The 26,536-nt window shown below is 58.4% G+C and carries 19 protein-coding genes; 8 read left to right on the top strand and 11 right to left on the bottom strand.

The window, feature by feature from the left end:
- Positions 1-32 precede the first annotated feature (32 nt).
- The 10 genes from flhE to PanJK_RS05270 form a co-directional block, all read right to left on the bottom strand.
- On the bottom strand, positions 33-440 hold the full coding sequence (gene flhE, locus PanJK_RS05315) for a flagellar protein FlhE (RefSeq protein WP_256696643.1): 408 nt from the start codon (positions 438-440) through the stop codon (positions 33-35).
- Positions 440-2,527 carry a flagellar biosynthesis protein FlhA gene (gene flhA / locus PanJK_RS05310; RefSeq protein WP_008110540.1) on the bottom strand — a complete coding sequence of 696 codons (2,088 nt, stop codon included), beginning with the start codon at positions 2,525-2,527 and terminating at the stop codon, positions 440-442. The genes flhE and flhA overlap by 1 nt, the downstream gene beginning before the upstream one ends.
- A complete protein-coding gene (gene flhB / locus PanJK_RS05305) occupies positions 2,520-3,671 on the bottom strand; it encodes a flagellar biosynthesis protein FlhB (RefSeq protein ID WP_256696644.1) in 1,152 nt (383 codons plus the stop codon). The genes flhA and flhB overlap by 8 nt, the downstream gene beginning before the upstream one ends.
- 268 nt (positions 3,672-3,939) lie before the next feature.
- On the bottom strand, positions 3,940-4,770 hold the full coding sequence (cobA, locus tag PanJK_RS05300) for a uroporphyrinogen-III C-methyltransferase (protein ID WP_256696645.1): 831 nt from the start codon (positions 4,768-4,770) through the stop codon (positions 3,940-3,942).
- A gap of 11 nt (positions 4,771-4,781) precedes the next feature.
- A complete protein-coding gene (locus PanJK_RS05295; protein ID WP_265297777.1) occupies positions 4,782-7,385 on the bottom strand; it encodes a nitrate reductase in 2,604 nt (867 codons plus the stop codon).
- Positions 7,382-11,449, bottom strand: coding sequence for a nitrite reductase large subunit NirB (gene nirB / locus PanJK_RS05290; protein WP_265297775.1), 4,068 nt, complete (start codon positions 11,447-11,449; stop codon positions 7,382-7,384). Before nirB ends, PanJK_RS05295 begins: the two co-directional genes overlap by 4 nt.
- Before the next feature lie 10 nt (positions 11,450-11,459).
- Positions 11,460-12,248: an ABC transporter ATP-binding protein gene (locus tag PanJK_RS05285; RefSeq protein ID WP_265298554.1), complete on the bottom strand. Its 789-nt coding sequence runs from the start codon at positions 12,246-12,248 to the stop codon at positions 11,460-11,462.
- A gap of 10 nt (positions 12,249-12,258) precedes the next feature.
- Complete coding sequence (ntrB, locus tag PanJK_RS05280; RefSeq protein ID WP_265297772.1) at positions 12,259-13,131, bottom strand: nitrate ABC transporter permease; 873 nt, start codon at positions 13,129-13,131, stop codon at positions 12,259-12,261.
- Positions 13,132-13,142: 11 nt separating this feature from the next.
- Positions 13,143-14,399, bottom strand: a complete 1,257-nt coding sequence (locus tag PanJK_RS05275) for a CmpA/NrtA family ABC transporter substrate-binding protein (protein ID WP_414858926.1) — start codon at positions 14,397-14,399, stop codon at positions 13,143-13,145.
- A 263-nt stretch (positions 14,400-14,662) separates the two neighbouring features.
- Positions 14,663-15,883 (bottom strand): nitrate regulatory protein, encoded by a 1,221-nt coding sequence (locus PanJK_RS05270; protein WP_256696649.1) that lies wholly within the window; start codon positions 15,881-15,883, stop codon positions 14,663-14,665.
- A 484-nt stretch (positions 15,884-16,367) separates the two neighbouring features.
- Here PanJK_RS05270 and PanJK_RS05265 point away from each other — a divergent pair, with 484 nt between their 5' ends.
- The 8 genes from PanJK_RS05265 to PanJK_RS05230 all read left to right on the top strand — a co-directional run bounded on the left by PanJK_RS05265 (position 16,368) and on the right by PanJK_RS05230 (position 25,352).
- The gene (locus PanJK_RS05265) at positions 16,368-16,862 is read left to right on the top strand and encodes an SH3 domain-containing protein (RefSeq protein WP_154156458.1); all 495 of its coding nucleotides are present in this window, start codon (positions 16,368-16,370) and stop codon (positions 16,860-16,862) included.
- A gap of 84 nt (positions 16,863-16,946) precedes the next feature.
- Positions 16,947-18,161: a type IVB secretion system protein IcmH/DotU gene (gene icmH / locus PanJK_RS05260; RefSeq protein ID WP_256696650.1), complete on the top strand. Its 1,215-nt coding sequence runs from the start codon at positions 16,947-16,949 to the stop codon at positions 18,159-18,161.
- A complete protein-coding gene (gene tssM / locus PanJK_RS05255; RefSeq protein ID WP_265298549.1) occupies positions 18,161-20,275 on the top strand; it encodes a type VI secretion system membrane subunit TssM in 2,115 nt (704 codons plus the stop codon). The genes icmH and tssM overlap by 1 nt, the downstream gene beginning before the upstream one ends.
- A gap of 13 nt (positions 20,276-20,288) precedes the next feature.
- Positions 20,289-20,987, top strand: a complete 699-nt coding sequence (gene tagF, locus PanJK_RS05250; protein ID WP_008107694.1) for a type VI secretion system-associated protein TagF — start codon at positions 20,289-20,291, stop codon at positions 20,985-20,987.
- A 33-nt stretch (positions 20,988-21,020) separates the two neighbouring features.
- Positions 21,021-22,133 carry a type VI secretion system-associated FHA domain protein TagH gene (gene tagH / locus PanJK_RS05245; RefSeq protein ID WP_176971711.1) on the top strand — a complete coding sequence of 371 codons (1,113 nt, stop codon included), beginning with the start codon at positions 21,021-21,023 and terminating at the stop codon, positions 22,131-22,133.
- Positions 22,130-22,906 carry a PP2C family protein-serine/threonine phosphatase gene (locus PanJK_RS05240; RefSeq protein ID WP_265297765.1) on the top strand — a complete coding sequence of 259 codons (777 nt, stop codon included), beginning with the start codon at positions 22,130-22,132 and terminating at the stop codon, positions 22,904-22,906. The genes tagH and PanJK_RS05240 overlap by 4 nt, the downstream gene beginning before the upstream one ends.
- Before the next feature lie 13 nt (positions 22,907-22,919).
- Positions 22,920-23,870: a hypothetical protein gene (locus PanJK_RS05235; RefSeq protein ID WP_265297763.1), complete on the top strand. Its 951-nt coding sequence runs from the start codon at positions 22,920-22,922 to the stop codon at positions 23,868-23,870.
- 66 nt (positions 23,871-23,936) lie between these two features.
- Positions 23,937-25,352: a serine/threonine protein kinase gene (locus PanJK_RS05230; RefSeq protein ID WP_265297761.1), complete on the top strand. Its 1,416-nt coding sequence runs from the start codon at positions 23,937-23,939 to the stop codon at positions 25,350-25,352.
- Positions 25,353-25,358: 6 nt separating this feature from the next.
- Here the strand turns inward: PanJK_RS05230 and PanJK_RS05225 are convergent, their stop codons facing one another.
- Positions 25,359-26,030 (bottom strand): gamma-glutamylcyclotransferase, encoded by a 672-nt coding sequence (locus tag PanJK_RS05225; protein WP_008107689.1) that lies wholly within the window; start codon positions 26,028-26,030, stop codon positions 25,359-25,361.
- Between the last annotated feature and the right edge of the window lie 506 nt (positions 26,031-26,536).

Below are 26,536 nucleotides of genomic sequence, written 5' to 3'. Positions count from 1 at the left end.
CGGTGCAGGACGCGCCGCCGATGTAACAAGCGTTACTGGTAATTCACCGTCACTTCACTGCTCACCACGCGCAAGCCCGGCGGCAATGCGCCCTTCCCCTGAAAGCCAAACGCCAGATGCAGCGTCTCCTCCGCCGCCACGTTGGCTAAGCCACGCGTACTGCCGCTAGCACCTTCAATCTCGACACAACGATCGCCCGCGCACAAACGTACCTGCAAACCCGAAGGCGCAGGACGGCTGAGCTGATAACGCCAGTTCACCAGCGAGATGTTACCCGGCGCGCTGGAGGGCGCGCGCAGCGCTGGCGTCATCAGCCAGTTACCGCGTACGCCCATGCTCGGGCCGCTGGCGCTGGCGCTCCAGGCACCGCTGGCCGCATCGACAGCGAGCGGCAGCGCCATCATCGGCAACATCATCAATGCCCAGCACCAGCGACGCATTACTTGCCTCCAATGGTGGCGGTCATACGGATTTGACGGTTGTCGGTCAGCTCCATATTCGACAGCACAATCAGCTGCGGCAGGTTGCGGCGCAGGAAGCGCGCCAGCAGCGCACGCAGCGGATGATTGACCAGCAGCACCGGCGGCGCGCCCGCCATCTCTTGCTGCTGCAGTGCGCCTTGCGCTTGCACCAGTAAGCGATCTGCCAGACCTGGCTCGAGTCCACCGCCGCCTTGCAGCGCCTGCAGCAGCAGACGTTCCAGCGTAGCGTCGAGGCCAATCACCTGCACTTCGCCATTGCCGGGGAACCACTGTTGGGTAATCGCCCGTCCCAGCGCCACACGCACTACGCTGGTCAGCTCTTGTGGATCGTTCTGTACCGGCGCATGTTCCGCCAGGGTTTCAATAATGGTGCGCATATCGCGAATCGAGACGCGCTCGGTCAGCAGGTTTTGCAGCACTTTGTGCAGCGTGGTCAGGGTAATGACGCCTGGCACCAGATCTTCGGTCAGCTTCGGCATCTCCTGCGTGACGCGATCCAACAGCTGCTGCGCTTCCTGACGGCCAAACAGCTCGCTGGCGTATTGCCCAATCAGGTGATTGAGGTGCGTCGCCACCACGGTACTGGCTTCAACCACGGTAAAGCCCTGAATCTGCGCCTGCTCTTTCAGGGCGCTGTCGATCCAGATCGCCGCCAGACCAAAGGCCGGATCGACGGTCGGCTCGCCCGGCAGCGAACCGGCGGCGGTGCCCGGGTTGATCGCCATCCAGCGGCCAGGATAGGCATCGCCGCTGCCAATTTCCACGCCTTTCATCAGGATGCGATAACGCGCGGGCGGCAGCTCCATGTTGTCACGGATATGCACCACCGGCGGCAGGAAGCCGACCTCCTGCGCCACCTTCTTACGAATACTGCGGATACGCCCCAGCAGTTCGCCGTTTTGCAGGTGATCGACCATCGGAATCAGGCGATAACCCACTTCCATGCCGAGTGAATCTTCCAGCTGCACATCGGTCCACGACGCTTCCACGGTGGCCGGCGTTTCCTGGGTTTTCACCAGGCTTGAGGCTTCGGTTGGTTTCTTCGGCTGCATTTCGCGTCCGCGTAACCACCAGGCCAAACCCAGCAGCGCAGCGGTAAACAGCAGGAACACCAGGTTTGGCATACCCGGCACCAGGCCAAGCAAACCAATCACGCCGCCACTCAGCATCAGTACGCGCGGGTTCTTGAACAGCTGGGTCACCATCTGCTCGCCGACATCCTGATCGGTGCCCACGCGCGTCACGATGACACCCGCCGCGGTGGAGATCACCAGCGCCGGGATCTGCGCCACCAGGCCGTCACCGATGGTTAACAGCGTGTAGGTTTCGCCCGCATGGCCGAGATCCATGCCGTGCTGCACCACGCCGACCAACAGGCCGCCGATGATGTTGATCACCATGATCAGGATACCGGCGATGGCGTCACCACGAACGAACTTACTCGCACCGTCCATCGAGCCGTAGAAATCGGCTTCCTGCGTCACTTCAGTACGGCGTTGCTTGGCTTCCTGTTCGCCAATTAAACCGGCGTTGAGGTCGGCATCGATCGCCATCTGCTTACCCGGCATACCATCCAGCACAAAACGCGCGCCGACTTCAGCGATACGTCCCGCACCCTTGGTGATAACCATGAAGTTGATGATAACGAGGATGATGAACACCACGATACCGATGGCGAAGTTCCCGCCAACGAGGAAGTGACCAAAGGCTTCCACCACGCGTCCGGCGGCATCGGCACCGGTATGGCCTTCCAGCAAAATGATACGGGTTGAGGCGACGTTCAGTGCCAGACGCAGCAGCGTCGAGAACAGCAGAATGGTCGGGAATGCGGCGAACTCCAGCGTGCGCTGGGTGAACATCGCCACCAGCAGCACCATGATTGACAGCGCTATGTTGAAGGTGAACAGCAGGTCAAGAATGAATGCGGGTAACGGCAGCACCATCATCGACAGGATCAACATGATCAGTACCGGTCCCGCCAGCACCTGCCATTGCGTGTCTTTAAAGTTGCCCGGTAAACGCAGCTTCTCGGCTAAATTAGCCATCGTTAGTGTTCTCTCCTGCAAAGTCCATGTCTGCCGGAACCGGCAGGTTTTTTGGTTTGTTTGGAATCAGGCCGCCTTCGCGCTTCCAGCGTCGCAGCTGCCAAACCCAGGCCAGCACTTCTGCCACCGCGCCATACAGCGCGCCGGGGATGAACTGACCAATTTCTGTGTGTCGGTACAACGCACGCGCCAGCGGCGGTGCTTCGAGAATCGGGATACGGTGCTCTTTGGCGAGCTCACGAATCTTCAGTGCGATATCGCCGGCGCCTTTGGCAATCACTTTCGGCGCACTCATCTTGCCTTCCTGATACTTCAGCGCCACCGAGTAATGCGTTGGGTTAGTGACGATGACATCGGCTTTTGGCACATCAGCCATCATGCGACGACGGGCGGCGGCGCGCATCGCCTGACGAATGCGCCCTTTGACGTGCGGATCGCCTTCGTTCTGTTTGTGTTCGTCACGAATTTCCTGGCGCGTCATCTTCAGCTTTTTGAAGTAGCTATAAAGCTGCCAGAACACGTCAAAGCCGACCATCGGGAACAGGCCGAGCATAATTAGCCCGCAGCAGGCGGCGATCATTGATAAACCGTGATGCAGCGCGTTGATGGGCGATTCGCTCATCAAACGCAGCATCTCTTGCCAGTGGCTCCAGATGTACCAACCGGCGACGATGCCCACCAGCACCGCTTTCATGATCGATTTCACCAGCTCAGCGGCGGTTTGACCGGAGAACATGCGGCCGATACCGGTGAGCGGGTTAAGCTTTTTGAGATCGAACTTGATGGATTTACCGCTGAAGTTAAGGCCGCCCAGCGCCATTGGTCCGGCAATTGCCACCACCACTAAGCCACCCATCAGCGGCAGCAGCGCGATCACCGCCTGCTTAATCAGGCTGCCGATATGACCGATGATGACTTTGTCATCGCTGACCATGCCGTGATCAAAACGAAAACCGGTGGCGACCATGCTTGCCAGACGCTCCGCCATGCTGTTGCCGCCAATCCACAGGATCAGCAATCCAATCAACAGCATCATCACTGAAGTCAGCTCGCGCGAACGCGGAATCTGCCCCTCTTCACGCGCTTTTTCAAGTCGGTGGGGCGTGGGCGATTCTGTTTTGTCCTCGTTACTCTCTTCAGCCACGACATACCTCAGCTGGCAGGAATTCTGAGCATAGAATGCCAAAACCCCGTCAGGCTAAAGCGCGGATTAAAGGGGGGAAATGTGAGCTTATTTAGCCATAAGTGAAATTGTGGGCTGATGAGTCGCCATAAATGACGAAACGCCGCTCAGTTAAGCATTAGTTTGCATATGTATGCAGGTGCGCATGAATGCACACCCTACGAAAAGCGCGCTAATCCTTTGTAGGGTCGCCATTTATGGTGACCGAAAGATGCTTAACTGACGTGCATTACGCCATAAATGGCGCCGCGACCTTACTCGAATGTGCGTTAATGCTGACCGGATGGCGATAAAAGCGCACCACGTCACCAATCAACAATAACGCCGGTGATTGTGCTTGTTGCACCTCAACGGTATGTGCCAGCTCAGCCAGTGTAGTGATCATCACCCGCTGATCGGCGCGCGTGCCGTTCTCAATAATGGCTACCGGCGTCTGCGCGCTGCGGCCCTGCGCCTGCAGCTGTGCGCTGATGCTGGCACTCCATTTCAGCCCCATATAAAACACCAGCGTCTGGTTGTCGGCGGCGAGGCTAGCATCATCCAGCTGCGGTTCACCGCTTTTGCCGTGACCGGTAATGAACCGCAGCGACTGTGCGCAATCACGGTGCGTGAGCGGAATGCCGCTGGCTGCCGCGCATCCGGCGGCGGCGGTAATACCCGGCACGATCTGGCAGGTGATTCCCGCCTGTTGTAGATAGAGCATCTCTTCACCGCCGCGCCCGAAAATAAAGGGATCGCCACCTTTGAGCCGCACCACTTGCCGCCCGCTGCGGGCTAAATCCACCAGCAGCTGATTAATTTGCGCCTGCTTCAAACCGTGGCTGCCGGGCTTCTTGCCGACATCAATCGCCAGCGTCTCCGGCGGCACTTCCGCCATGATCGCCTCACTCACCAACCGGTCATACACCACCACATCGGCGCTGTTGATCAGCCGCCATGCTTTTAAGGTGAGCAGTTCTACGTCCCCCGGCCCGGCCCCAACCAGCCAGACGCCACCTTGCGCTTGTTCGCCGTCACGCGGATTAAACAGCTTGTCGAGGGATTCACTGGCTTGCGTCATGATGTTTTCCGTTACTGCGCCACGCGCAGAGATGAGAGCAGTTGTTTGAGCTCCGGAATACAGGAGCCGCAGTTGGTGCCGCATTTCAACACCGCGCCAAGCGCCGCCGGGGAATCACAGCCCTCGGCGATAGCCCGGCGAATCGCCACTTCTCCGACGCCAAAGCAGCTGCAAAGGGTTCGTCCGTGGCTGCCACCCTGCGTTGGTCGTCCACCTAACAGCGCATGTCGCTGCTGCGGCGAATCGGGCGGCTGGCTGAAGGCCTGCGCGATAAAGGGGTGATCGATTTCTGGCAGCCAGGGCGCGGCATAAAAGGCACATGCCAACTTGTCCTCGCGCCAGCCAAGCCAGTGCAATTGCTGTCCTGCCTGCGCCTGCTGCCATTGCAATGCGGACATGCCGGGCAGTTGCATCAGCCATTCGCCAGCATGAGCGTTGCCCGCCAGCACATAGCGCTGTACGCCGGGCTGCGGCGCACGCGACCAGTAGAGTAACGCAGGCGGCGTGATGGTGTCCGGCAGCCACAGCCAGCCTTGCCACGTCGGACGCAGGGGTTGCAAACGCACCACTGTTTGTTTCAACGCTGGCTGAGCGGAATCGGGACAACAGGTGGCCGCAACTAATCCATCGACGTTGGCCTGCCCGCTGAACTGCCTTGTCCAGTGCATCGGCACAAAGAGTTGCCCACGCTGCAGGCCGCTGTCGAGGGTCACGCGTCCGCTGTACCAGCCCAGCACCGACTGCACGCGCGTCACATCGCCGTGGCTCAAGCCGTGGGCCGCCGCATCCAGCGGGTTTAGCGCGACAAAGGGTTCATCGTAATGCTGCATCAGGCGCGACACGTTGCCGGTGCGCGTCATGGTGTGCCACTGATCGCGGATGCGGCCGGTGTTCATCAGCAGCGGATAATCATTGGTCGTGAGGGTTTTAATCGGCATCGCGGGCGGCAGCAGACGCGCTTTGCCATCGGCATGGTAAAAGCGGCGATCGGCAAACAGCCGCGCGGTGCCGTTGGGTGACGCGGCAGTGATCGGCCACTGCACCGGCGCTAACTGGTCATATTGCTCACGAGTGATGGTTGCCAGCGCGCTGATATCAAAGGCGCGCGTGCCGTGATTCTCAAAACCGGACAGCGCGGCATGCTCGGCGAAAATCTCGCATGGATGTTGCCAGGCAAAGGCCGCGCCAAAACCGAGCCGCTGCGCCACCTGCGCCAGCAGCCACCAATCTGCTTTGGCCTCACCGGCTGGCGCGGTAAAACTGCGCTGACGTGAGATACGCCGCTCCGAGTTAGTCACGGTGCCGTTTTTCTCACCCCACGCCTGCGCCGGAAGTAGCACGTCAGCAAACTGTGCCGTGTCGCTGTGGGCGCTGACTTCCGACACCACCACCAGCTCGCAATTCGCCAGCGCCTGCGCCACGCGGTTACCTTCCGGCATCGAAACGGCGGGATTGGTACCCATGATCCACACCGCCTTGACGTCGCCGCGTTCGATGGCGTTGAACAGATTTACCGCCGTCAGTCCCGGCTGCTGCGCAACACGATCGCTCCCCCAAAAGCGCGCAACACGATCAACCTCTGCTGCGCTAAAGCCCATGTGCGCCGCCAGTTGATTGGCTAAGCCGCCCACTTCACGGCCGCCCATGGCGTTGGGCTGTCCGGTAAGCGAAAACGGTCCGCAGCCCGCACGGCCGATTTTGCCGCTCAGCAGATGCGCATTGAGGATGGCGTTGTTGTTATCGCTGCCGGTTTGTGACTGATTGATGCCCATGCACCACAGCGTCAGCACGCGCGGTTGCGCGGCGAACAGCTGCCAGAACCCCACAATCTCATGCTCACTCAGCTGGCAAGCAGCGGCGACCGCCGCCACATCCCACGCCTCACAGGCCGCTAAGGTCGCCTCCACATTGGCCAGATGTGGCAACATGCTGGTATCAATACCCGCATTGCGCGCCAGCCAGTTCAGCAGCCCGGCAAACAGCGCGCTATCGGATCCCGGTTGCAGCGCCAGATGCAGGTCAGCAAGGTCACCGCTGGCCGTACGACGCGGATCGATCACCACCAGCTGCATCTCTGGGCGTTCGGCTTTGGCTTGCACCAGCCGCTGCCACGCCACCGGATGCGCCCATGCTGCATTGGAGCCGACCAACACCACGACATCAGCCTGTTCAAGATCGTCATAGCAGCACGGCACCGCATCGGCACCGAAAGCGCGTTTGTAACCCACCACCGCCGACGCCATACACAGCCGTGAATTGGTATCGATGTTGGCAGCGCCGATAAAGCCCTTCATCAGCTTATTGGCGGTGTAATAATCCTCCGTCAGCAGTTGACCGGAGCCGTAAAAGGCCACCGCCTGCGGGCCATGTTGATCGATGATGCGCCGGAAACCCGCTGCCACATGGTCCAATGCGGCATCGATACTGACGCGCTGACCATCAATCTGCGGCCAGAGCAAACGACCGTCATGCGTCAGGGTCTCGCCCAGCGCTGAACCTTTGACGCACAGCCGCCCGAAATTAGCCGGATGCTGGCGGTCGCCGCTCACCGGCGCATCCAGGGTTTTCACCTCCACGCCACAGCCAACGCCGCAGTACGGACAGGTGGTTTTCATGAGGCCGCCGCCAGCGCAATAATCGGCTGATGCCCGAGCCACACTTTGCCGCCCTCCACGCGCACCGGCCAGCAGCGCAGTTGATGGTCTGCGTTATCGAGGCTTTGTCCGTCGCGCAGCCGCACGCGCTGCTTGTAGAGCGGTGATATCACCACCGGCTCACCTGCTACGTCGCCGAGAATGCCGCGCGACAGCACGCTGGCTTGCGTGCCGGGCTCAATATCTTCCAGCGCATAAATCGCCTCGCCCAAGCGGAACAAGGCCACACGCTGGCCGCCCAGCCGCGCCCCCATACCCGCAGACGGCGGGATAGCGTCGACAGGGCAAATGGCACTCCAGGGTTCTGCCGGCAACGTGGTGACCGGAATGCTGTGTGCTGTCGCTGGCTGACGCTGACCGCGCACCTGCACATAGTTGAGCGTCTCGTCAGGCTGCTCGCTGTTGACGGTGGCGGTAAACAAGGCGCGACGCGAAGGATCCTGCAGCGTGCTGTGCCATTCGCACTGATAGCGATCCACCACGCGCTGCATCTCCTGCTCCAGTTGCGCGGCCATACCGAGTGAATCCTCGATTATCACCTGACGCAGATAGTCGAGTCCGCCTTCCATGTTATCCATCCACACGCTGGTGCGCTGCAGACGATCGGCGGTGCGCACATAGAACATCAAAATGCGGTCAACGTAGCGCAGCAGGGTTTCATCATCGAGATCGCTGGCGAACAGATCGGCATGGCGCGGTTTCATCCCGCCGTTGCCGCAGACATACAGGTTCCAGCCTTTTTCCGTGGCGATTACGCCAATGTCCTTGCTCTGCGCTTCGGCGCATTCACGCGTGCAGCCGGAAACCGCCATTTTGATTTTGTGCGGGGCGCGCAGCCCTTTGTAGCGATTCTCTAATGCGATGGCGAAGGCGGTGGAATCCTGCACGCCGTAGCGGCACCAGGTTGAGCCCACGCAGGATTTCACCGTGCGCAGCGATTTGCCATAAGCGTGACCGGTTTCAAAACCCGCCGCGATCAGGCGTTCCCAGATATCCGGTAACTGATCGAGCCGCGCACCGAACAGATCGATGCGCTGACCGCCGGTAATTTTGGTGTAGAGATCGTAACGGGCTGCTACTTCACCAATCGCAATTAACCCTTGCGGCGTAATTTCACCGGCTGGCACACGCGGTACCACCGAATAGGTGCCATCTTTCTGGATGTTGGCGAAATAGCGATCGTTAGTATCCTGCAGCGGCAGATGTTCGGGCTTCAGTAAGTAGTCATTCCAGCATGATGCCAGCAGTGATCCCACCAGCGGTTTGCACACTTCACAGCCCTGTCCGCGTCCGTTGAGCTGCAATAACTGTTCGAAGGTGGTGATGTTGCCGACTCGTATCAGGTGATACAGCTCCTGACGTGAATAGGCAAAGTGTTCGCAGATATCCTTCTTCACTTCCACGCCCTGACTGGCGAGCTGGAACTCCATCACCTGTTTGACTAATGCGCTGCACCCACCGCAGCCGGTCGCCGCTTTGGTGCAACTTTTGATCGCCGCCATGTCACCGCAGCCGCCCTGCACTGCCCCACAAATGTCCGCCTTGCTGACGTTATGGCACGAGCAGATTTGCGCGCTGTCTGGCAACGCCGCGACACCCAGCGCTTTAGCCGGTGCTCCCGCCAGCTGCGGCAATATCAGGCTTTCCGGCGCTTCCGGCAGCGGTAGCTGATTCAGCATCATCTGCAGCAGACTAGCGTAATCTGCGCTGTCGCCCACCAGCACGCCGCCAAGCAGCGTTTTGCGATCTTTGCACACCACCAGTTTTTTGTAGATGCCCTTTGGATTATCGATCCACTGATAACTTTGGCTGTCAGCGGTGCGCCCGTGCGCATCGCCAAATGACGCCACTTCCACGCCGAGCAGTTTCAGTTTCGTGCTCATGTCGGCACCGCTGAACGCCTGATCTTCCTGTGCCAACTGTGCCGCCAGGACGCGTGCCATTTGATATCCCGGCGCAACCAAACCGAAAATTTGCCCTTGCCACAGCGCACATTCGCCAATCGCATAGACATCTGCGGCGCTGGTGGCGCAAGCGTCGTTGATCAGAATGCCGCCGCGTTCGCCCAGTTGCAGTCCAGCGGCGCGGGCCAGTGCATCGCGCGGACGGATACCCGCAGAAAATACCAGCAGGTCCGTTACCAGCAGGCTGCCATCGGCAAAACGCAGTTGCAGGCTGCCATCCGGCAGGCTTTCAATCGCTTCAGTTTGCTTGCTGGTATGAACTTGTACGCCCAGCGCGCTGATTTTGCCGCGCAGCATCTGCGCGCCGCCGTCATCCAATTGCACCGCCATCAGACGCGGCGCGAACTCCACCACATGGGTTTCCAGACCGAGCTGTTTCAATGCGTTGGCGGCTTCCAGTCCGAGCAGCCCGCCACCGATCACCACCCCGCGCGTCGCATCACGGGCACAATCAGCAATCGCATCCAGATCGGCCAACGTACGATAAACAAAACAACGCGCATGATCGTGGCCGGGAACCGGCGGTACAAACGGCACCGAGCCGGTCGCCAGCACCAGTTTATCCCAGGTCAATTCTGCGCCGCTGGCATCACGCAGGCTGCGTTTTGCACCGTCAATCGCCACCACTTCACAACCGCTGCGCAGTTCGATGCCGTGTTGCTGAAAGAAGTCATCGCTGACCAGTGACAAATCGTCCGCACTTTTGCCGTTGAAGTATTCGGTAAGGTGCACGCGATCGTAGGCCATCTGCGGCTCGTCGCCGTACACCACGATGTGATAGTGCTGATGCAGTTCACGACTCACCAGCTGTTCGAGAAAATGGTGGCTGACCATGCCGTGTCCAACCACGGCGAGAAGAGGTTTGCTCATCATCTGGCTTCCTGCAGCGCTTGGCTGCGTTGTGTTGTCGTCAAGACCGAACAGCGCGTTGATTCCCACCTGCGCGGCCTGTTGAAGTTGTGGTAGCAGCGTGCCTGCCGCCTGGCTGTCGCCAAACAGCAGCACGCCGCGCAGTGCGCCATTGCGCAAAAACAGACGGCGATAGTGCTGGTGCAGCGGGTCAAAGCTGCTGATGGCGTCGCCTTCGCGGATATCGCCCGCACTGAACATCTCAATGCCGCTGACTTTCAGCCGCGTACCGTTTTCCTGATAGTGAAAGTCGGCCACGGGTTCACCCGCCAGTTGTGCTGCCAGTACGGCGGCCTGCGCCAGGCAAGGCGCAATCAAGCCAAAGGTTTCGCCGCTGATTTCGCAGCACTCGCCGAGCGCATACACATGCGGTAGTGCGGTCTGCAGTTGACGGTTAACCAGAATGCCGCGCTGGCAAGGCACGCCCGCCGCCTGCGCCAACGCGATCTCCGGCTGCACGCCGATGGCGATCACCACCTGTTCCGCCGCGATAATCGCGCCGTCGCTGAGCGTGACGCTTTCCGCGTCAATGGCCTGCAAAGAGACGCCGAGCCGACAGCGAATACCGCGCTGTGTCAGATGCTGCTGCAAAAGCGCACCCGCTTTGGCATCCAGCTGCCGATCAAGCAGCCACGGGCGATGATGCAGCAGCGTGACGTCACGTCCACGCTGACGCAGCGCTGCTGCGGCTTCCACACCAATAAATCCTCCGCCCAGCACCACCACCGGACCTTGCTGCGTTAGCATGGTTTCCACGTCTCGCACCGTGCGAAAACCCTGCACCTGTGGGCGATGGATGCCGGGCATTTCCGGCATGCGCGGCCTCGAACCGCAGGCGAACACCAGCTTGTCCCAGTGCAGTCTGCGCTGGTCGGTTTGTACTGTGCGCGCAGGGATATCCACCTGCAGCGCCTCTTCACCCATCAGCAGTTGCACTTGATGTGCCGCATACCATTCGGGCGCGTGGAGCACCGTGTCAGCAAAGGCTTTTTCGCCCGCCAGCACCGGCGACAGCAGCACCCGGTTGTAATTGCCGTGCGGCTCACGGCCAATCACCGTGATGGCGTAGCGACCCGGCGCACGTTGCAGCAAGGTTTCCACCATGCGCATCGCCGCCATGCCGTTACCGATCACTACCAGTCGCTGCACCATGGTTGTCCCCTTACGCCACAGCCGTTTGCTTTTCATACAGGAAATGCAGAATCCGTTGGCGCAGCTGGTGATAACGCGGCTCGTCGGCCAGCGCTACCCGTGAACGTGGACGCGGCAGGTCGATGTTGAGGATGTCACCGACCTGCGCGGCGGGGCCGTTGGTCATCATCAGCACGCGATCTGACAGCAACACCGCCTCATCGACATCGTGCGTAATCAGCACGACGGTGGTGTTGAGCTCCTGCTGGATGCGCATCACGCTGTCTTGCAGATGAGCGCGCGTCAGTGCATCCAGCGCGCCGAACGGTTCATCCAGCAGCAGCACACGCGGCTGCATGGCCAGCGCCCGCGCAATACCGACACGCTGCTTCATGCCGCCGGAGATCTCCGACGGACGCTTATGCAGCGCGTGACTCATCTGCACGCGATTGAGGTTGTGTTCGATCCACTCGCTCATCTCACTTTTGCTCATCTTTCCTTTGAACACTTGCTGCACCGCCAGCTCCACGTTTTGGTAGGCGGTCAGCCACGGCAACAACGAATGGTTCTGGAACACCACCGCACGCTCTGGACCGGGACCGCTGATTTCGCGGTTGTCACACAGCAACACGCCGCTACTCGGCTGTGTTAGCCCGGCGATCAGATTGAGAAGCGTGGACTTTCCGCAGCCGGAGTGACCAATCAGGCTGAGGGTTTCACCTTCATGGATATCAAAACTGACGTTATCGAGGGCGAGGAACTCGCCGCCTGCGGTATTGAAGCGCTGGCTGACCTGCTGTACGCGAATAATTGGGTTCATCATCGGCTCCTTATTTATCCCAGCTAAAGCGGCGTGCCAGTAGCATCAGCGCCTGTTCGAGCAGTAACCCGACCACGCCGATCACCACGATGGCGATCAGGATGTTTTCCACATTGAGGTTGTTCCACTCGTTCCAGATCCAGAAACCGATACCGAGCCCACCAGTGAGCATTTCCGCAGCGACAATCACCAACCACGCGATGCCCATCGACAAACGCATGCCGGTTAACACCGCGGGCAGCACCGCCGGGAACAGAATGCGGCGCATCACTGTCCACTCATTGAGCCGCAGCACGCGCGCCACATTGAGATAATCCTGCGGAATTCGCTGTACGCCTTCGGCGGTGTTGATCACCATCGGCCAGATGGAGCAGATGAAAATGGTCCAGCTTGAGGCCGGTTCAGCGCGCTGGAACAGCAGCAGGCCAATCGGTAACCAGGCAAGCGGACTGACCGGACGCAGCAACGCGATGATCGGGTTGAGCATGTGCGCGATAAAGGTAAAACGGCCAATCAGGAATCCGGCGGGAACGCCCACCAGTGCCGCCAGACTAAAGCCGATTGCCACCCGCTGCAGCGAAGCGACCACGTTCCAGCCGATGCCCTGATCGTTAGGCCCGTTGTTGTAAAACGGATCGGCAAACAGCGTGACGGCGGCTTGCCAGGTGGCGTACGGCGTGGGGAAGCCTTTGCTCGACATTGAGGCCAGTTGCCAGATAAACAGCAGCAAAATCAGGCCACAACTGGCGGGGATTAGCCGCTGCAGCAGAGGACGGAGCCAGCGTTGACTTCGACGCGGTGCGGGCGTCACCTTGAGCGCAATCACCTGCGCGGGTTGCGCGGCGATCGGCGCGGCATCTAGCGTGCGTGCTTCAGATTTCATCATGACCTCACTTAACTGCGTTTAAGGGCAAAACTGTCGGCATAAGCGGCGGGATTGCTGCCGTCCCACACCTTGCCGTCGAACAGCGTGCTGCTGCGCATCTCGCCGGCTGGGACGCTGATGCCGCCCACCGCGCTGGCGGCCTGTTTGTAGATATCAATTCGGTTGATCTGACGTGCCACTGCTGCGTAATCAGGCGCGGTTTGCACCATGCCCCAGCGCTTCATCTGCGTCAGGAACCACATGCCGTCAGAAATCCACGGGAAGCTCACTTCACCGTCGCGGAAAAAGCGCATAGCGTGCGCGTCCTGCCAGCGCTGACCGAGCCCGTTTTCGTACTGACCGAGCATGCGCCCTTCCAGCGTTTCCACTTTGGTGTTGATCCACGCGCGCCCGGCCAGCACCTGCGCGGTCTCTTTGCGGTTAGCGTCGGAGGCATCGATCCAGCGCGCGGCGTCCAGCACGGCGGCGGTCAGCGCGCGGGCGGTATTCGGGTTCTCTTGTACCCAGGCGGCGCGCGTGGCGAGAATTTTTTCCGGATGATCCGGCCAGATTTGCTGCGTGGTCGCGGCGGTAAAACCGATGTTGTCGCTGATGGCGCGCTGATTCCACGGCTCGCCAACGCAGAAGCCACTCATGTTGCCCATCTTCATGTTCATCACCATTTGCGGTGGCGGGACCACCACGGTGCGCACATCCTCAAACGGGTCGATTCCAGCGTTGGCCAGCCAGTAATAGAGCCACATGGCGTGCGTACTGGTTGGGAAGGTATGCGCGAAGGTCAAGCTGCCTTTCGCTTGACTGGCGATTAACTTTTGCAGGCCGGCCGCATCGGTGACTTTCTGATCTTTAAGCTGATTCGCCAGTGTGATGGCCTGCCCGTTGTTGTTGAGCGTCATCAGGTTAGCCATCTCATGCTGAGGCCCGGCAATGCCCAAATGCAGACCATAAATCATGCCGTACAACGCGTGCGCGGCGTCCAACTCACCAGCGGTGAGTTTGTCGCGCACTGCCGCCCAGCTGGCTTCTTTACTCGGTTGCAGCGTCAGGCCATATTTTTTATCGAAGCCTTTTACTGAGGCCATCACCACAGGCGCGCAGTCGGTGAGCGGAATAAAGCCGACGCGAATGTTGCTCTTTTCGGGCGCATCGGAACCGGCAGCCCACACCGCATTGCGTAATCCCGGCAGTAAATAGCTGCCACCGACCACCGCGCTGCCCAGGAGAAATTGACGTCGTGACACCGTGAACCGCGTTTTGCTCATCATGCGCATCCCTAAAAAAAAAGAATAAAAAAAGGCGTCCTCCCGCATGTCGCAAAAACATGGGGCCGGACGCCTTTATCCAAAGCACTCGCTTCACCGCCGTTGGCGAAACAAATGCGCAATGTCTGTAAGGTAATGCAAAGCCTGTGCCAAAAATATCAGGCCGTTTTATCAAGCCTGGCGCTACAAATGCGCGGAGGGTGCGTCATTTTTGCACTGCGCTGACGCACCCTACGCACAGGGTTTGTGCAGCTACCTCCTTCGGGTTATGCCCTGAGCGTGGCGGCAACCGCCAGCACTGCCTGGGCAATTTCCAGCACCCGTTTGTTCTGGTTCATGGCGCTTTTACGCAGCGCCTGCCACGCATCCTGCTCGCTGAAACCGTGCTGCTGCATCAACCAGCTTTTCGCCTGATCGATAATTTTGCGTTCATCCAGTGAAGCGCGCATCGAGGCGAGTTCATCAGCCTGCGTCTGCAGACGCTGCGACTGCTCACGGATCAACGCCAGCACCGAACGCCCGAGTTGGGGCGCAAGGCCATTGCTGTCCAGCGTGGTTTCAGCGCCTGACAACCAGCTGGCACCCGCGACATAGAGCGAAAAACTGGCCTCTTCTCCGATGGCAATCGGCGGATGTTCGCTGTGCTGGGCAGCCGCAATCGCACACTGACAGCGGTGCATCAGCGTCGCGCACAGCGTATCTTCGATCTGTTTCATCTGATCGAGACGCGAGCTGAGCAGACTAAACCACTGCAACACGCCATTTTCACCGCACTGTGCGCCGGTGCAGGCGATGCGTCTTAGCCGCTCAATCTGGCTGCTGGCATCGGCTATCGCCTGCCAGCGTTGCAGATTTTCCGCATCACAAAATTGGCTGAAGGTCGCAAAGCTTTGCTCCTGCGCAGCGATTAGCACTTGGATGCGCTGCCGTTGCGTCTCGGTAAATGCACCGGCAGCGAAGCCCGCCGATCCGGTGGCGCGCTCCTGTCCGGCCAGCTCTTTGCCTTGCATAAAGCTAAATAGCGCGATTAATGCACGCGAGATGTCCGGCTCACTGGCGGTGTCCGCCGCTTCAAAGACCAGATTCAGTAAGGTGCAGATGATGTGATTAAACGCCTCCATCGCCTGCGCCTGCGTCACGGTGCGGCTGTGTACTTGCTGACGCAGCGCCGGTAGTCCGTCCAGCGCCTGAAGCGCAGTCGCGATCAACATGCAAAATCGGCTATAGCCGGGTTGCGCCTCTGCTTCTGGCAGCACCGCCATCGCACTCTGCTCACGCAATTCAACCTCGGCCGCGCGCTGTGCCAACTCTTCGCCAAACAATTGACCAGCTGAGCACAGCCAGATATTGCTGGCTCCACGTTCACGCTGCAGCACATGGATCAATTCACTGATGGCGGTAATCTGTTCGCCGGTTCGCAACAGCCGTTGCAAACTGGCTATTTCGCTGGCACGGCTGGCACGCAGATAGTTCAAAGCCCGATTCATTGTTTTCTCCAGCGGTTTAGCGGAGTAAACCGAGAATTAAGCAAAAGCCATGCCGTGCTGCGGGTAAAAGTGGCAGAATTGAGCCCGGAAATTCCGAAATTACGAAAATTGTTTCGTTGGGCAATCTTTTTTACTTATCATAAATAGATTAATCTTATTTACCATTTTCGTTTGGCACTAACAGTGACCAAATGTCGTTGCGCATCCGCGCATCGCTAACTGCGACAAATAAATTAACTAAGCTTATCTATCACCGTGACTATGTGTTTTATATCATCGGCCTGCGCTGCTTTTTCGCCCGCTAGCATGGGATTTCTCATGGTGCAATGGTTTGAATTCTCAAAAGTCTTAGGTAGACTTAGTTCAGCACTATCTTTCTGTAATCTGACTGTTTTTTTGATGGCTTTCTCGCTGCCTAATCTGCCTGCCTTAAAGGCTCGTGCCGCAGATTACTCTGCAGCTAATCTGATGAAATTTGAGGATCATGGTGAATAAGAGTCTCGTGCTTGTGTTGCTGGCGGTGTTAAGTTTGGCTGCGTGTAAAGCGCCACCGCCACCCGTCACTGATGACACGCTGGTAACCAGTGAAGTGAATGGCGTCCAACTGGTTCATCGTCATGCGGTGGCAGCACCTGGCGAATTCACGCCGGTCAATGAGAGCTATCGCGCGCTCTATGCGGCATCCGTGATGACCACGCCTGATTTTGGTGGCAAGGTAGTGCGCTATCTTGATAACGCCAAACCGTTTGAAGTGCTGGGCCGCGTTGAACACAGCTGGCTGGCGGTGGCCGATGAGCCTAACGGCCAGTTAATTGGCTATATTCCGCCGAAAGCGGGCGTAGAGAGTAGCCGTTATGACGCGACCATTCGCAGCGATCGCCCGCGTCCTCGCCGCAACAGCAAACAGGTCTGTGTGGCCGTTGGGGGCGCCAGTAAAGCTTGTCGCACTAACGATACCGCGACCTGGATTTTAGATTGATAATGCAATCCGGCGCACAATGCCCGCAGCAGCTTTCGCCGTGCGGGCTGTGATTTTCGCCCTTGCCTGGATAACCAAGATTTAATGACTCAGGATTCCCTTGCTCGCGATGGCATTGTCGCGGGCAATGATAACCTTTTGCTTAATGCCGCAGCACCTATCCTGAATGCCGTGGTACGTATACGGCAGGCCGCTACGCATGACGATCCTGCCGGATTGCGCCAATTACTGATCGAAGAGATCCGCCAATTCGAACAGCGCTGCAAACAAGCGGGCTTACCTTTTGAGATGATCATTGGTGCGCGCTACTGCCTGTGCAGCGTGCTGGACGAAGCGGCGGCACAAACGCCGTGGGGCACGCGCGGCGTGTGGTCCGGTAACGGCATGCTGGTCACTTTTCATAATGAAAGCTGGGGCGGCGAGAAAGTGTTCCAGCTGTTATCGCGCGTTTCACAGAGCCCGCAGCAGCATTTGTGGTTGCTGGAACTGATCCACTATTGCCTGTTGCTCGGCTATGAAGGTCGCTATCGCGGCAGTGACAGCGGTCGCGCGCAGTGTGAAGCGATCCGCAAACGCCTGGCGCAGCTGATAAATGAGCATCGCCCGTCGAGCGCCAATCCCGCTGCACCGCTGGTGGAAGTGCATCCGCTGGTTAGCACCCTGACGCGTCCAATGGTGCCGCTCTGGGCATGCGTTACCTTAGCCACGCTGGTGGCGAGCTTGATTTACAGCGGCCTGAACTGGCGACTCGGCAACGCCGCCGAACCATTGTTGCGCACCATCTATCAAACCCCGCTGCCACAAATCACGCCAGGACGTCGTCCTACTTCCCCTCAAGCGCTGCTCGATCTGCATCAACGTCTCAATGATGTGATTGCCGCCGGACAGCTGGAAGTGAGCGATGGCGCTTTCGGCAGCAAAGTGATTATCCCCGCTGACAAACTGTTCTCCAACGACGGCACGGTGGTGAATCAGGTCGGTCGTGCGCTGCTGGCGCATGTGGCCAGTGCGATGAAAACCGTGAAAGGCACGGTTTTGGTGTCGGTGTATACCGACAACAGCCCGGTCGATGGCCGTTTCGCCTCCAGCTACGAATTCTCCTCTGCCCGCGCACGTGCCATCACGCAGTTGCTCAATCCGCAACTCGCCGAAGGTCACAGTGTGAAAGCGGAAGGTCGCGGCGACAGCAATCCGCTGCTGCCGAACGACAGCAATGAAAACCGCGCCCGCAACCGTCGGGTGGAAATCACCCTGTTTGTGACACCGGAAACCCTCGGCAATCATCAGGGAGGCCAATGATGCGCGCATCACTGCAACATCTGTTAACCCATCGCCTGCTGTGGAGCCTGATTGGCGTCACGGCACTGAGCTGCGTGCTGTGGATGCTCGGACCGCTGTGGAGCTGGGGCGATACGCGCCCGCTCGAGCCAGTGTTGCCGCGCCAGTTAGCGGTCGGTCTGCTTTATCTGCTCTGGCTGCTGTTCCAGTTTATCCCTGCACTGTGGCGTGGCTGGTTTAACAGCAAGCTGCTCAACCGTTTGCAGCAGATGAGTCAGGAAGAGTTATCCGATCGTCAGGCCACCGAAACCCTGCTGGCGCAGCGCTTCAGTGAAGCGGCGCTGCGTTTAAAGCGTACCCAGTTTGGTCGTCGCCATCAGCAGAGCTGGCTGGCACGTTTTCAAAGTCATTACCTTTATCAACTGCCGTGGTACGTGATGATTGGCGCGCCGGGCGCCGGTAAAACCACTGCGTTACTCAATGCAGGCCTGGAATTCCCGCTCACCGACAGCCTCGGTAAAGCAGCGATTCGCGGCGTGGGCGGCACGCGCCATTGCGACTGGTGGTTTACCGATAGCGCGGTACTCATCGATACCGCCGGGCGTTACGCCCTGCAGGAGAGCCAGCGCGCGCGCGACGGCGCGGAGTGGCAGAGTTTTATCAATCTGCTGAAGCGCTATCGTACCCGCCAGCCGATTAACGGCGTGATCATGACCATCAGCGTCTCCGATCTGCTCACCGATTCAGCCGAAGCGCGTCATGCGCAGGCCAGTGCGCTGCGTGAGCGCATGGCGGAGCTGCATCAGCACACCGGCATTCACTTCCCGGTTTACGTGATGGTGACCAAAACCGACCTGCTGAAAGGATTTATGAGTTTCTACGGCAGCCAAAGCAAGCCGCAGCGCGATGCGATTTGGGGCTTTACCTTCCCGTGGGAACCGGGCAAACCGCACAAAGATGACTGGCATCGTAGCTTCAGCCAGCAATATCAGCACTTAGAGCAGCGTTTACAGCAGCAGTTGGCCGAGGTGATGGCAAGCGAACGCGATCTCACCCAGCGCGCCGACAGCTTCCTGTTCCCGCAAGAGTTCAGCTCGCTGCGTCCGCTGCTGAATGAGTATCTCGATGTGGTGTTCTCCAGCCATCAGGAGCCGATCGCCTGGTCGGCGCGCGGTCTGTTCTTCACCAGCGGCACGCAGGAAGGTTTACCGTTTGACCGCATCATGGGCGAGCTGAACCGCAAACTTCAGCTGCCGCACACCGGCGAAAGCAGCCTCGCGGCCTGGGATAGCGTTAATCGCAGCAGCCCCATTCCCGGCAATAAAGGACAGAGTTTCTTTATCCGCGATTTGTTGAGCGATTTGGTATTCCGCGAAAGCGGTCTGGCGGGCAGCAATCGCCATTGGGAATACCGCAACCGCCTGTTCCATTGGATTGGTTATGGCGTGCTGACCGGCGCGCTGCTGCTGCTCTCCTGTTTGTGGCTCACCAGCTATATTCAAAATCAGCGTTATCTCGATCAGGTTGCAGAGCGCATTGGCCCAATCGCCACGCAAAGTCAGCAGGTGATCCATCAGCCCGCCGATAATATTTTTGATCTGCTACCCTTCTTAAACAACCTGGTGAAACTGCCGCTCTCCGAGCGTTTTTCTCTCGACAATCCACCGCTTACCATGCGCGTTGGGCTGTATCGCGGCAACCAGGTCAGCGATGCGGCGTGGGCGCTTTATCAAAATGCGCTTAAGTCTTTACTGTTGCCGCGCGTGGCACAGCAGATCACGAATTTGCTGCGTGACGATCCGGGTACCGATAACGAATACAGTCGCAATGCGCTGCGCGCTTATCAAATGCTGTATCAGCCGCGCAATTATGACGGCGAGTTCCTGCGTGGCTGGCTGATGCAAAACCTGCAGCGCACGCTACCGGATGATGTTAGCGCGCGTGATTTGCAGCAGCTCGACTGGCATCTGAGCCAGCTGCTGGATCAACAAATTCAGTCTTCGCCCTATGCGCGTGACAACGCGTTGATGATGCGCAAGCTTGCGGAGAATCTGAAAAATGCCGGTGACAGCAGCAACACGCTGGCGATTGCGCCGCACGTCGTTTCGCAGCGATTGACCAGACACAGTGAGTAATGGTGAGGTAATCATGCCGACACACACTGCGCCGGGCTGGTACGGCAAGTTACCGGCTACCGGCGATTTTTTGCGCCAGCGTCTGAGCGAAAATACCGTGACGCCGTGGAGCCACTGGTTTCAACAGGGATTGACGCACTGGCATCAGCAACCGGATGCCAGTCCAGCACAGTTTTTACGTGCGCCGGTGTGGAATTTTGTGTTACCGCTTTCGCCGCTGCGTCAGCAGGTGCAGATGGGCTGCCTGCTGCCCTCGTGCGATCGCGTGGGCCGCAGCTGGCCACTGTTGGCGCTGCGCAGCTTCCCTCTGAGCCGCTGGCACAGCGCGCAGCTGGCAATGTCCGGCGACTGGTTTCAGGAGCTGGGCGCGCTGCTGCTGCACGCGGTGCGCGATCGGCTCAATCCCGATGCGCTGGAGCAGCAGATGCAGCGTCTGTCGCCGCTGCTGGTGCCGGATACGCAGCGCAGCGACATCATGGATGTGATTGGTTTTGATGATTTGCCCTGCACGCTGAGCTGGCGTGAAGTGGCTGACAGGTTCGATCCGCAGCAGCACATGAGCTACTGGTGGAGTAATCGCAGTGACGGTTTTAGCCATGCCACGCATAAACACAGCGGCCCGCTGACTGCGCAACTTTTTTCATTATTGTTTAACCCGGCGTCTGGTGCACAGCCGGGCCGCAACGGCCTCTATCCACCGATGTTTGAATAGGCCGTGGCGTTTGCCTTGTTAACGGGATGACTCATGCAATTTACCATTGTGCAGTGCAATACGGATGTGCCCGCCAAGACGGTAGCCTTCAAACCGCCCGGCGGCACCATCGGCCGCAGTCAGGATAACGATCTGGTGCTGCCTGACGAATCGCGCGCCATATCGCGCTTGCAGGCGCTGGTGCACCTTTCGCCGGAGGGCGAATGCCGCCTGACCAATCAGGGTAGCGTCACGTCGGTGGTATTGAACGGCGTCGCGCTGCAACGCGGCTCGCAAGTGGCGCTGCAGGATGGCGACACGCTGCAAATTGGTGAGTACGGGCTCGAAGTGCGCGATCCCAACAATCTCAAAACCCGCCAGGACGATCCGCTGGCGTTCTTTGCCGACAGCAGCGATGACCCGCTCGGCATGATGCAGGAGCCCGAGGTGATTCCCGAGCCGGTGGCGCGTCAGGAACGTCGCAACGATCCGCGTCTCGCCATTGATCCGCAAAGCGATGCGCCGACGCTGCCCGCCACCTTGCCGGGCGTCTCTCAGGACAAACTGATTGCTGCGTTGCTGGAAGGCATGGGGCTGAACAACGGCCACCAAACCACCATCACCGAAGAGCAGATGCGTGTCACTGGTCGCATGCTGAGCCTGTTTTCGCAAGGCACCGTCGCCCTACTCTCCTCGCGCTCGATTCTCAAGCGCGGCGTGAAAGCCGACATGACGATGATCCTCAATGAGGCCAATAACCCGTTCAAAATTCTGCCGTCCGGTAAAACCGTGTTGATGCAGATGTATCAGAGCCAGATGCCGGGCTTTATGCCGCCGGAACCGGCGGTGCGTGATGCGCTGGTGGATTTGCAGGCGCATCAGCTGGGGATGATTGCCGGCATCCGCGCGATTATCGCCGCCATGCTGCAATCGTTTAACCCGCAGCGCTTAGAAGAAGAAGCGCGCAAAGATGGCGTGCTGCCCAAAATGGCGTTTAGCACCGGACGGAAAGCGGCGCTGTGGGATTACTTCTCTCGCCACTATCAGCGCACCGCTGGTGAAATTGAAGATGACTTCCACACGTTGTTCGGCGAAGCCTTCCTGCATGCCTATGATATGGAAGTGAATCAATACAAAGATTCTCAAACGCGGACCGAAGACGCATGAAGATGATGTTTGCCAGCCGCTGCCAGCAAGGCATGCGTGACGAAAATCAGGATCGTACCGGCGCCGAGCTAGACGACCAAAAAGCCTGTTTTCTGGTGTGCGACGGCGTGGCCGGTTTGCCTGGCGGTGATATGGCAGCGCAGCTGGTGCGCGATACGCTGCTAACGCAGTTACAGCACCACGACACTTTCACTCCTGAAAGCACCCGCGCCGCCATCGAACATTGCCAGCAGGTGCTGATTGAGGCACAGGGAAACAATCCGAATGTTTCCCAGATGAGTACCACGCTCGCTGCGCTGTTTATCGACCGTGAAAAACAGCTCGCATGGTGGGCGCACGCAGGTGACAGCCGGGTTTATCACTTCCGTCATGGGGTGCTAAATCAGGTGACGCGTGATCACAGTTTGGCCCAGCAGTTACGCGAGGCGGGCTATGAAAATACCGGCATTAACAGTAATTTACTCTATAATGCGCTCGGTGTTGATCCGGCCCGTCCGGCCACCTTTAGCGAGGTGATTACGCTGGCCGATGGCGATGCGTTTTTAGTTTGCAGCGATGGATTCTGGCTCAATCTCACCACCCACGAAATGGAACTGGCCCTGCGCATGGTGAATGCCTGCGAAGAGTGGCTGACTTTGATGGAACAAGCCGTAAACCGCAGTGTTAAAAGCGACAATCTCAGCGCTCTGGCTGTCTGGATTGGCGAACCGCAGGAAGCGACGCTGCTTTATTCCCAGGCTGATGCGGCACGTTTTCTGCCGTCACGTTATTGATCCAAGGATTCTTATGAAAGTGTGGTTGACGGGCTTCGCAACCCTGTTGCTGGCCGGAAATGCGCAGGCAGAAGATTATCGTGTGGTCTATTCACCGAGCCTGTCATTGGAAGTCTACATCGATGACGTGGCGAGCAAAGCGCCTAACGACTGGTGCAAAGAGACGCTGCCGCTGCGCATTGTTTCGGGCAAGAGCACCGACTCCAGCATTCTGACCAGCTTCCTGCCACGCGTTGGTACGCTGCTGGCCAATCAGTGTGGCTTGCTGGATGAGCTGCCGTGGCAGATGACTAATAAAGAGGGCAGCGTGCTGGCTAACGGCAGCGCGGCCAAATTACAGAACTGGCGTCCCATCGTTATAAACGATGCCACCGCCAGCGCAACGGCCAGGAATGCCGCGCCGCTCGATCTCTCGCGCCCGGCGGATAGCACGCCGCTGCAGCATTTTGCCTTGCCGGGCGGCTGCCATTTCCGTACCTGGTGGGATGATAAAGGTGAATCGCTGTTTATCCCGGATAACCCGAGTCAGCACTGCTCAACCGAAGGCTGGCTGGAAGGCCCGAGCGAAATGACGCTGATGATCGACGGTAAAACGCGCAATACGGCCCTGAATTTCTATCAGGGCTACCCGATTGCAGATTTGAAACTCGGCGGCCCGCCGTTGGAAGTGGTCTCGGTGAATAACCAGCGCATGATCGTTACGCGTCCGGATGCCGATGATAGCTGGTTAGTGCTGCCATTTGATGCACAACAGCATGTGTGGCGCTTCAGCGGCACACTTCTGGTGAAGATGGACAAAACCGCCGAACAGGACAGCGATGTGCTGAAGAAGCGGGTTGAGACGTTACGCGGCGTTTGGTCGCCGCAATTTATGCCACAGCAAAAAGTGACTGTGTTACTGATTGACACCCTGCATGCGGATCTCGCCGATCCGGCGATTGGTGCCTGGCGTAACATTAATTAATTAGCGGTCGTTGCCCGCCGTCATCGTGATGACGGGGCGCTACAGGACGTGTTCAGAGAGTTCACTATGTCGGCAAACGAAAACCATATACCTAATGCCCTGCCTGCGGGCTACCGGTTTAATGAATTTGAAATCAAGGAAGTGATTGGCGGCGGCGGCTTCGGCATTGTTTATCGTGCCTGGGATCATCAGCTGGAACGCACCATCGCCATCAAAGAGTACATGCCCGTCTCGCTGGCGGTGCGTGCGGCGGATATGTCGCTGGAACTGCGCGGAGAGCGTTTCCATAAGCTGTTTACCGCCGGTCGCAATAGCTTTATTCAGGAGGCGCGCCTGCTGGCACGCTTTAATCATCCCGGTTTACTGCACGTCTTGCGTTTCTGGGAAGAGAACGGCACCGCCTACATGGGCACGCTCTATTACAGCGGCATGACGCTAAAAGAGTGGCAGATTACCAGTCCGGACAGCATTGATGAGGGCTGGATCCGTCGTCTGCTGCCGCCGCTGTTTGGTGCCATCGATACCATTCATGCCGCCGGTTATCTGCATCGCGATATCTCGCTGGATAACATCCAGATTCAGGAAAATCAGCTGCCGGTGCTGCTCGATTTTGGCTCGGCGCGCAAAGAGATCGGCAACCTCTCCGATGAAACCGAGATCATGCTGAAGCCCGGCTTTGCGCCGATTGAGCAATACAGCGAAGAAGGCGAGATAGAGCAAGGTCCGTGGACCGATATTTATGCGCTGGGCGCGGTGCTGCACAACCTGATCACCGGCCATGCGCCGCCGGTGAGCGTGGTGCGCTGCATTGAGGATAACTATCAGCCGTTGGTGGAGCGCAAGCCGGAAGGCTATTCGCTGCCGCTGTTGCACGCCATTGACTGCGCGTTGGCGATGAAGCCGGAAGATCGTCCGCAAAGCATTGATGCCTTTGCCAGCTTGATCGATCTGCCGGTGAGTGATGTCGAAGCGCTCTCCACCACCATTCCTGTCGTAGCTGAACAGGTTGTACCGGCGGAGCCGATGGTGGCAACGCCGGAACCGCAGGTGTTGGCGGTCAATCATGCCGCTGCCGCGGTTGAACCCTTGACGCCGCGCAACGTGCGTCGTTTGTCGCCAGGTTTAGTGGTGGCCGCCGCGATTGCGGTGTTGGCGGTTGTGGTGGTGGTGTGGAAAGCGAATCGTCACAGCGAAGTACCGCCGGTGGCCGCGAGCACCACGCCAACTGCACCTGCCGCGCCAGCCAATACTGTGGCGAGCAGCGCACCGACGGTGGCGACGGTTTATCTGCGTTTGCAGGCGGGTGAGAATGTGATGCTGAATGGCGAAGCCCGGGATGTGAAGCCCTCGAGCAGCGGGTTTGCTTCACTGAATCTGGCGGCGGGGAGCTATCGCATTGAAGTGCGTAATGGCAACCAGGTGCATACCCAATCGCTGACCATCGATAAGCCGGGAACCTGGCTGATTAATCCAGCGCAGTAATGCGCGTTAGCGCGCTGCTGAATGATTCTGCAGCGCTCTGACTTCTGCCGCCAGGCGCGTCAACGCCGCTTCCTGCATCCCACGTTTGCCCAGCTCCTGCTCCAGCGCATAGAGATACTGTGCGTTGGTGCCGAGCGGCCCACTGGCCTGGGCAATCAGCGGCGCGATGGTACTGCGGCATGAGTCGGTTTCATACAATGGATGACGCGGATCCATAATGAAAACCAGCGCGGTGACATTGCGTCCATCCTCCAGCTCCAGCTCACACCAGGTTGGCAGATAGCAACCGGTGATCATTTCACGCTTCCACAGCAGCTCCAGCTCATCATGCAGACGCGATTCCGGCAAGCGGAATGCCAATCCGCTGGTGGAACCACCCTCTTTCAGCGCCAGCATGCGGCCAGGCGCGGTGACGGTGCCGCGACCGGCGATCAGACGCAGACAAAACGCACGGTGCCAGCCCTCTAATCGGCCTGGCGCCACTTCGGCTGCTTCAAAAATCGGATTCCACATCAGCGAGCCGTAGCCAAAAATCCACACCGGGCTTTGATCAGGACGACAGGCCAGCGTCGCGGACAGCGATGCCGCACGCTTTTCACAGCTCCAGAACAGCGCTTCATCAATATCGCCAAACGATGTTTTACAATCTGCTTTTAATAAAAATTCCCGCGTTAACACTATGGTCTCCTCTACTTCGCTGACATCTTGCCGGTGTGGTTCCTTAAAACTGATGTCTACAGGCGACGCGCATTGCATCGTCATAAGAGAAGACATTAATTCATTTTTAACAAAACATTCAAGATTGACCCCGATCACAATAGGGAAATTCTGTGTAAAGAGCATCGGCTGCCTGGCGAGGAACTTCAATAATGGAAGGAAAAGTGCGAGGCGGGCCAAAAAAATCCGCATAAAGTCCCACTTTTACTGGAGGAATGGATTTAAGAGAGTTAAACCTCCATAAGCCGCATTAAACAGGGCAATTATCCAGACCAATCTCATCTTTAATTTAGTGTATGACTGATGCAACATAATGAATACAGGCGTTAATCCAGCGATAACAGGCTCTTTTGCCGTGTTATACATAATAATCGCTTTTGGTAAAATCGCGTAAAGTCACAGCAGCACAGTTGTTGAAAAGTTACACTGCGTTGCGTCAGAAAACTCATTATATTTATCAGGCAATG

Source organism: Pantoea sp. JK, assembly GCF_026130245.1.
Classification (GTDB): Bacteria; Pseudomonadota; Gammaproteobacteria; order Enterobacterales; family Enterobacteriaceae; genus Pantoea; species Pantoea trifolii.
Note: the sequence above shows the minus strand (reverse complement) of the source record. Positions and strands in the feature narration are given on the sequence as shown.

What these genes read in the sequence shown, in the direction of transcription:
- PanJK_RS05235 (WP_265297763.1), top strand. Translation starts at nt 22,920, where the DNA reads ATGAAAGTGTGGTTGACGGGCTTCGCAACCCTGTTGCTGGCCGGAAAT.
- ntrB (WP_265297772.1), bottom strand. Translation starts at nt 13,131, where the DNA reads ATGAAATCTGAAGCACGCACGCTAGATGCCGCGCCGATCGCCGCGCAA.
- PanJK_RS05230 (WP_265297761.1), top strand. Translation starts at nt 23,937, where the DNA reads ATGTCGGCAAACGAAAACCATATACCTAATGCCCTGCCTGCGGGCTAC.
- flhA (WP_008110540.1), bottom strand. Translation starts at nt 2,527, where the DNA reads ATGGCTAATTTAGCCGAGAAGCTGCGTTTACCGGGCAACTTTAAAGAC.
- flhE (WP_256696643.1), bottom strand. Translation starts at nt 440, where the DNA reads ATGCGTCGCTGGTGCTGGGCATTGATGATGTTGCCGATGATGGCGCTG.
- tagH (WP_176971711.1), top strand. Translation starts at nt 21,021, where the DNA reads ATGCAATTTACCATTGTGCAGTGCAATACGGATGTGCCCGCCAAGACG.
- PanJK_RS05275 (WP_414858926.1), bottom strand. Translation starts at nt 14,399, where the DNA reads ATGATGAGCAAAACGCGGTTCACGGTGTCACGACGTCAATTTCTCCTG.
- tssM (WP_265298549.1), top strand. Translation starts at nt 18,161, where the DNA reads ATGCGCGCATCACTGCAACATCTGTTAACCCATCGCCTGCTGTGGAGC.
- PanJK_RS05265 (WP_154156458.1), top strand. Translation starts at nt 16,368, where the DNA reads ATGGTGAATAAGAGTCTCGTGCTTGTGTTGCTGGCGGTGTTAAGTTTG.
- PanJK_RS05270 (WP_256696649.1), bottom strand. Translation starts at nt 15,883, where the DNA reads ATGAATCGGGCTTTGAACTATCTGCGTGCCAGCCGTGCCAGCGAAATA.
- PanJK_RS05285 (WP_265298554.1), bottom strand. Translation starts at nt 12,248, where the DNA reads ATGAACCCAATTATTCGCGTACAGCAGGTCAGCCAGCGCTTCAATACC.
- icmH (WP_256696650.1), top strand. Translation starts at nt 16,947, where the DNA reads ATGACTCAGGATTCCCTTGCTCGCGATGGCATTGTCGCGGGCAATGAT.
- PanJK_RS05240 (WP_265297765.1), top strand. Translation starts at nt 22,130, where the DNA reads ATGAAGATGATGTTTGCCAGCCGCTGCCAGCAAGGCATGCGTGACGAA.
- PanJK_RS05295 (WP_265297777.1), bottom strand. Translation starts at nt 7,385, where the DNA reads ATGAAAACCACCTGTCCGTACTGCGGCGTTGGCTGTGGCGTGGAGGTG.
- cobA (WP_256696645.1), bottom strand. Translation starts at nt 4,770, where the DNA reads ATGACGCAAGCCAGTGAATCCCTCGACAAGCTGTTTAATCCGCGTGAC.
- tagF (WP_008107694.1), top strand. Translation starts at nt 20,289, where the DNA reads ATGCCGACACACACTGCGCCGGGCTGGTACGGCAAGTTACCGGCTACC.
- nirB (WP_265297775.1), bottom strand. Translation starts at nt 11,449, where the DNA reads ATGGTGCAGCGACTGGTAGTGATCGGTAACGGCATGGCGGCGATGCGC.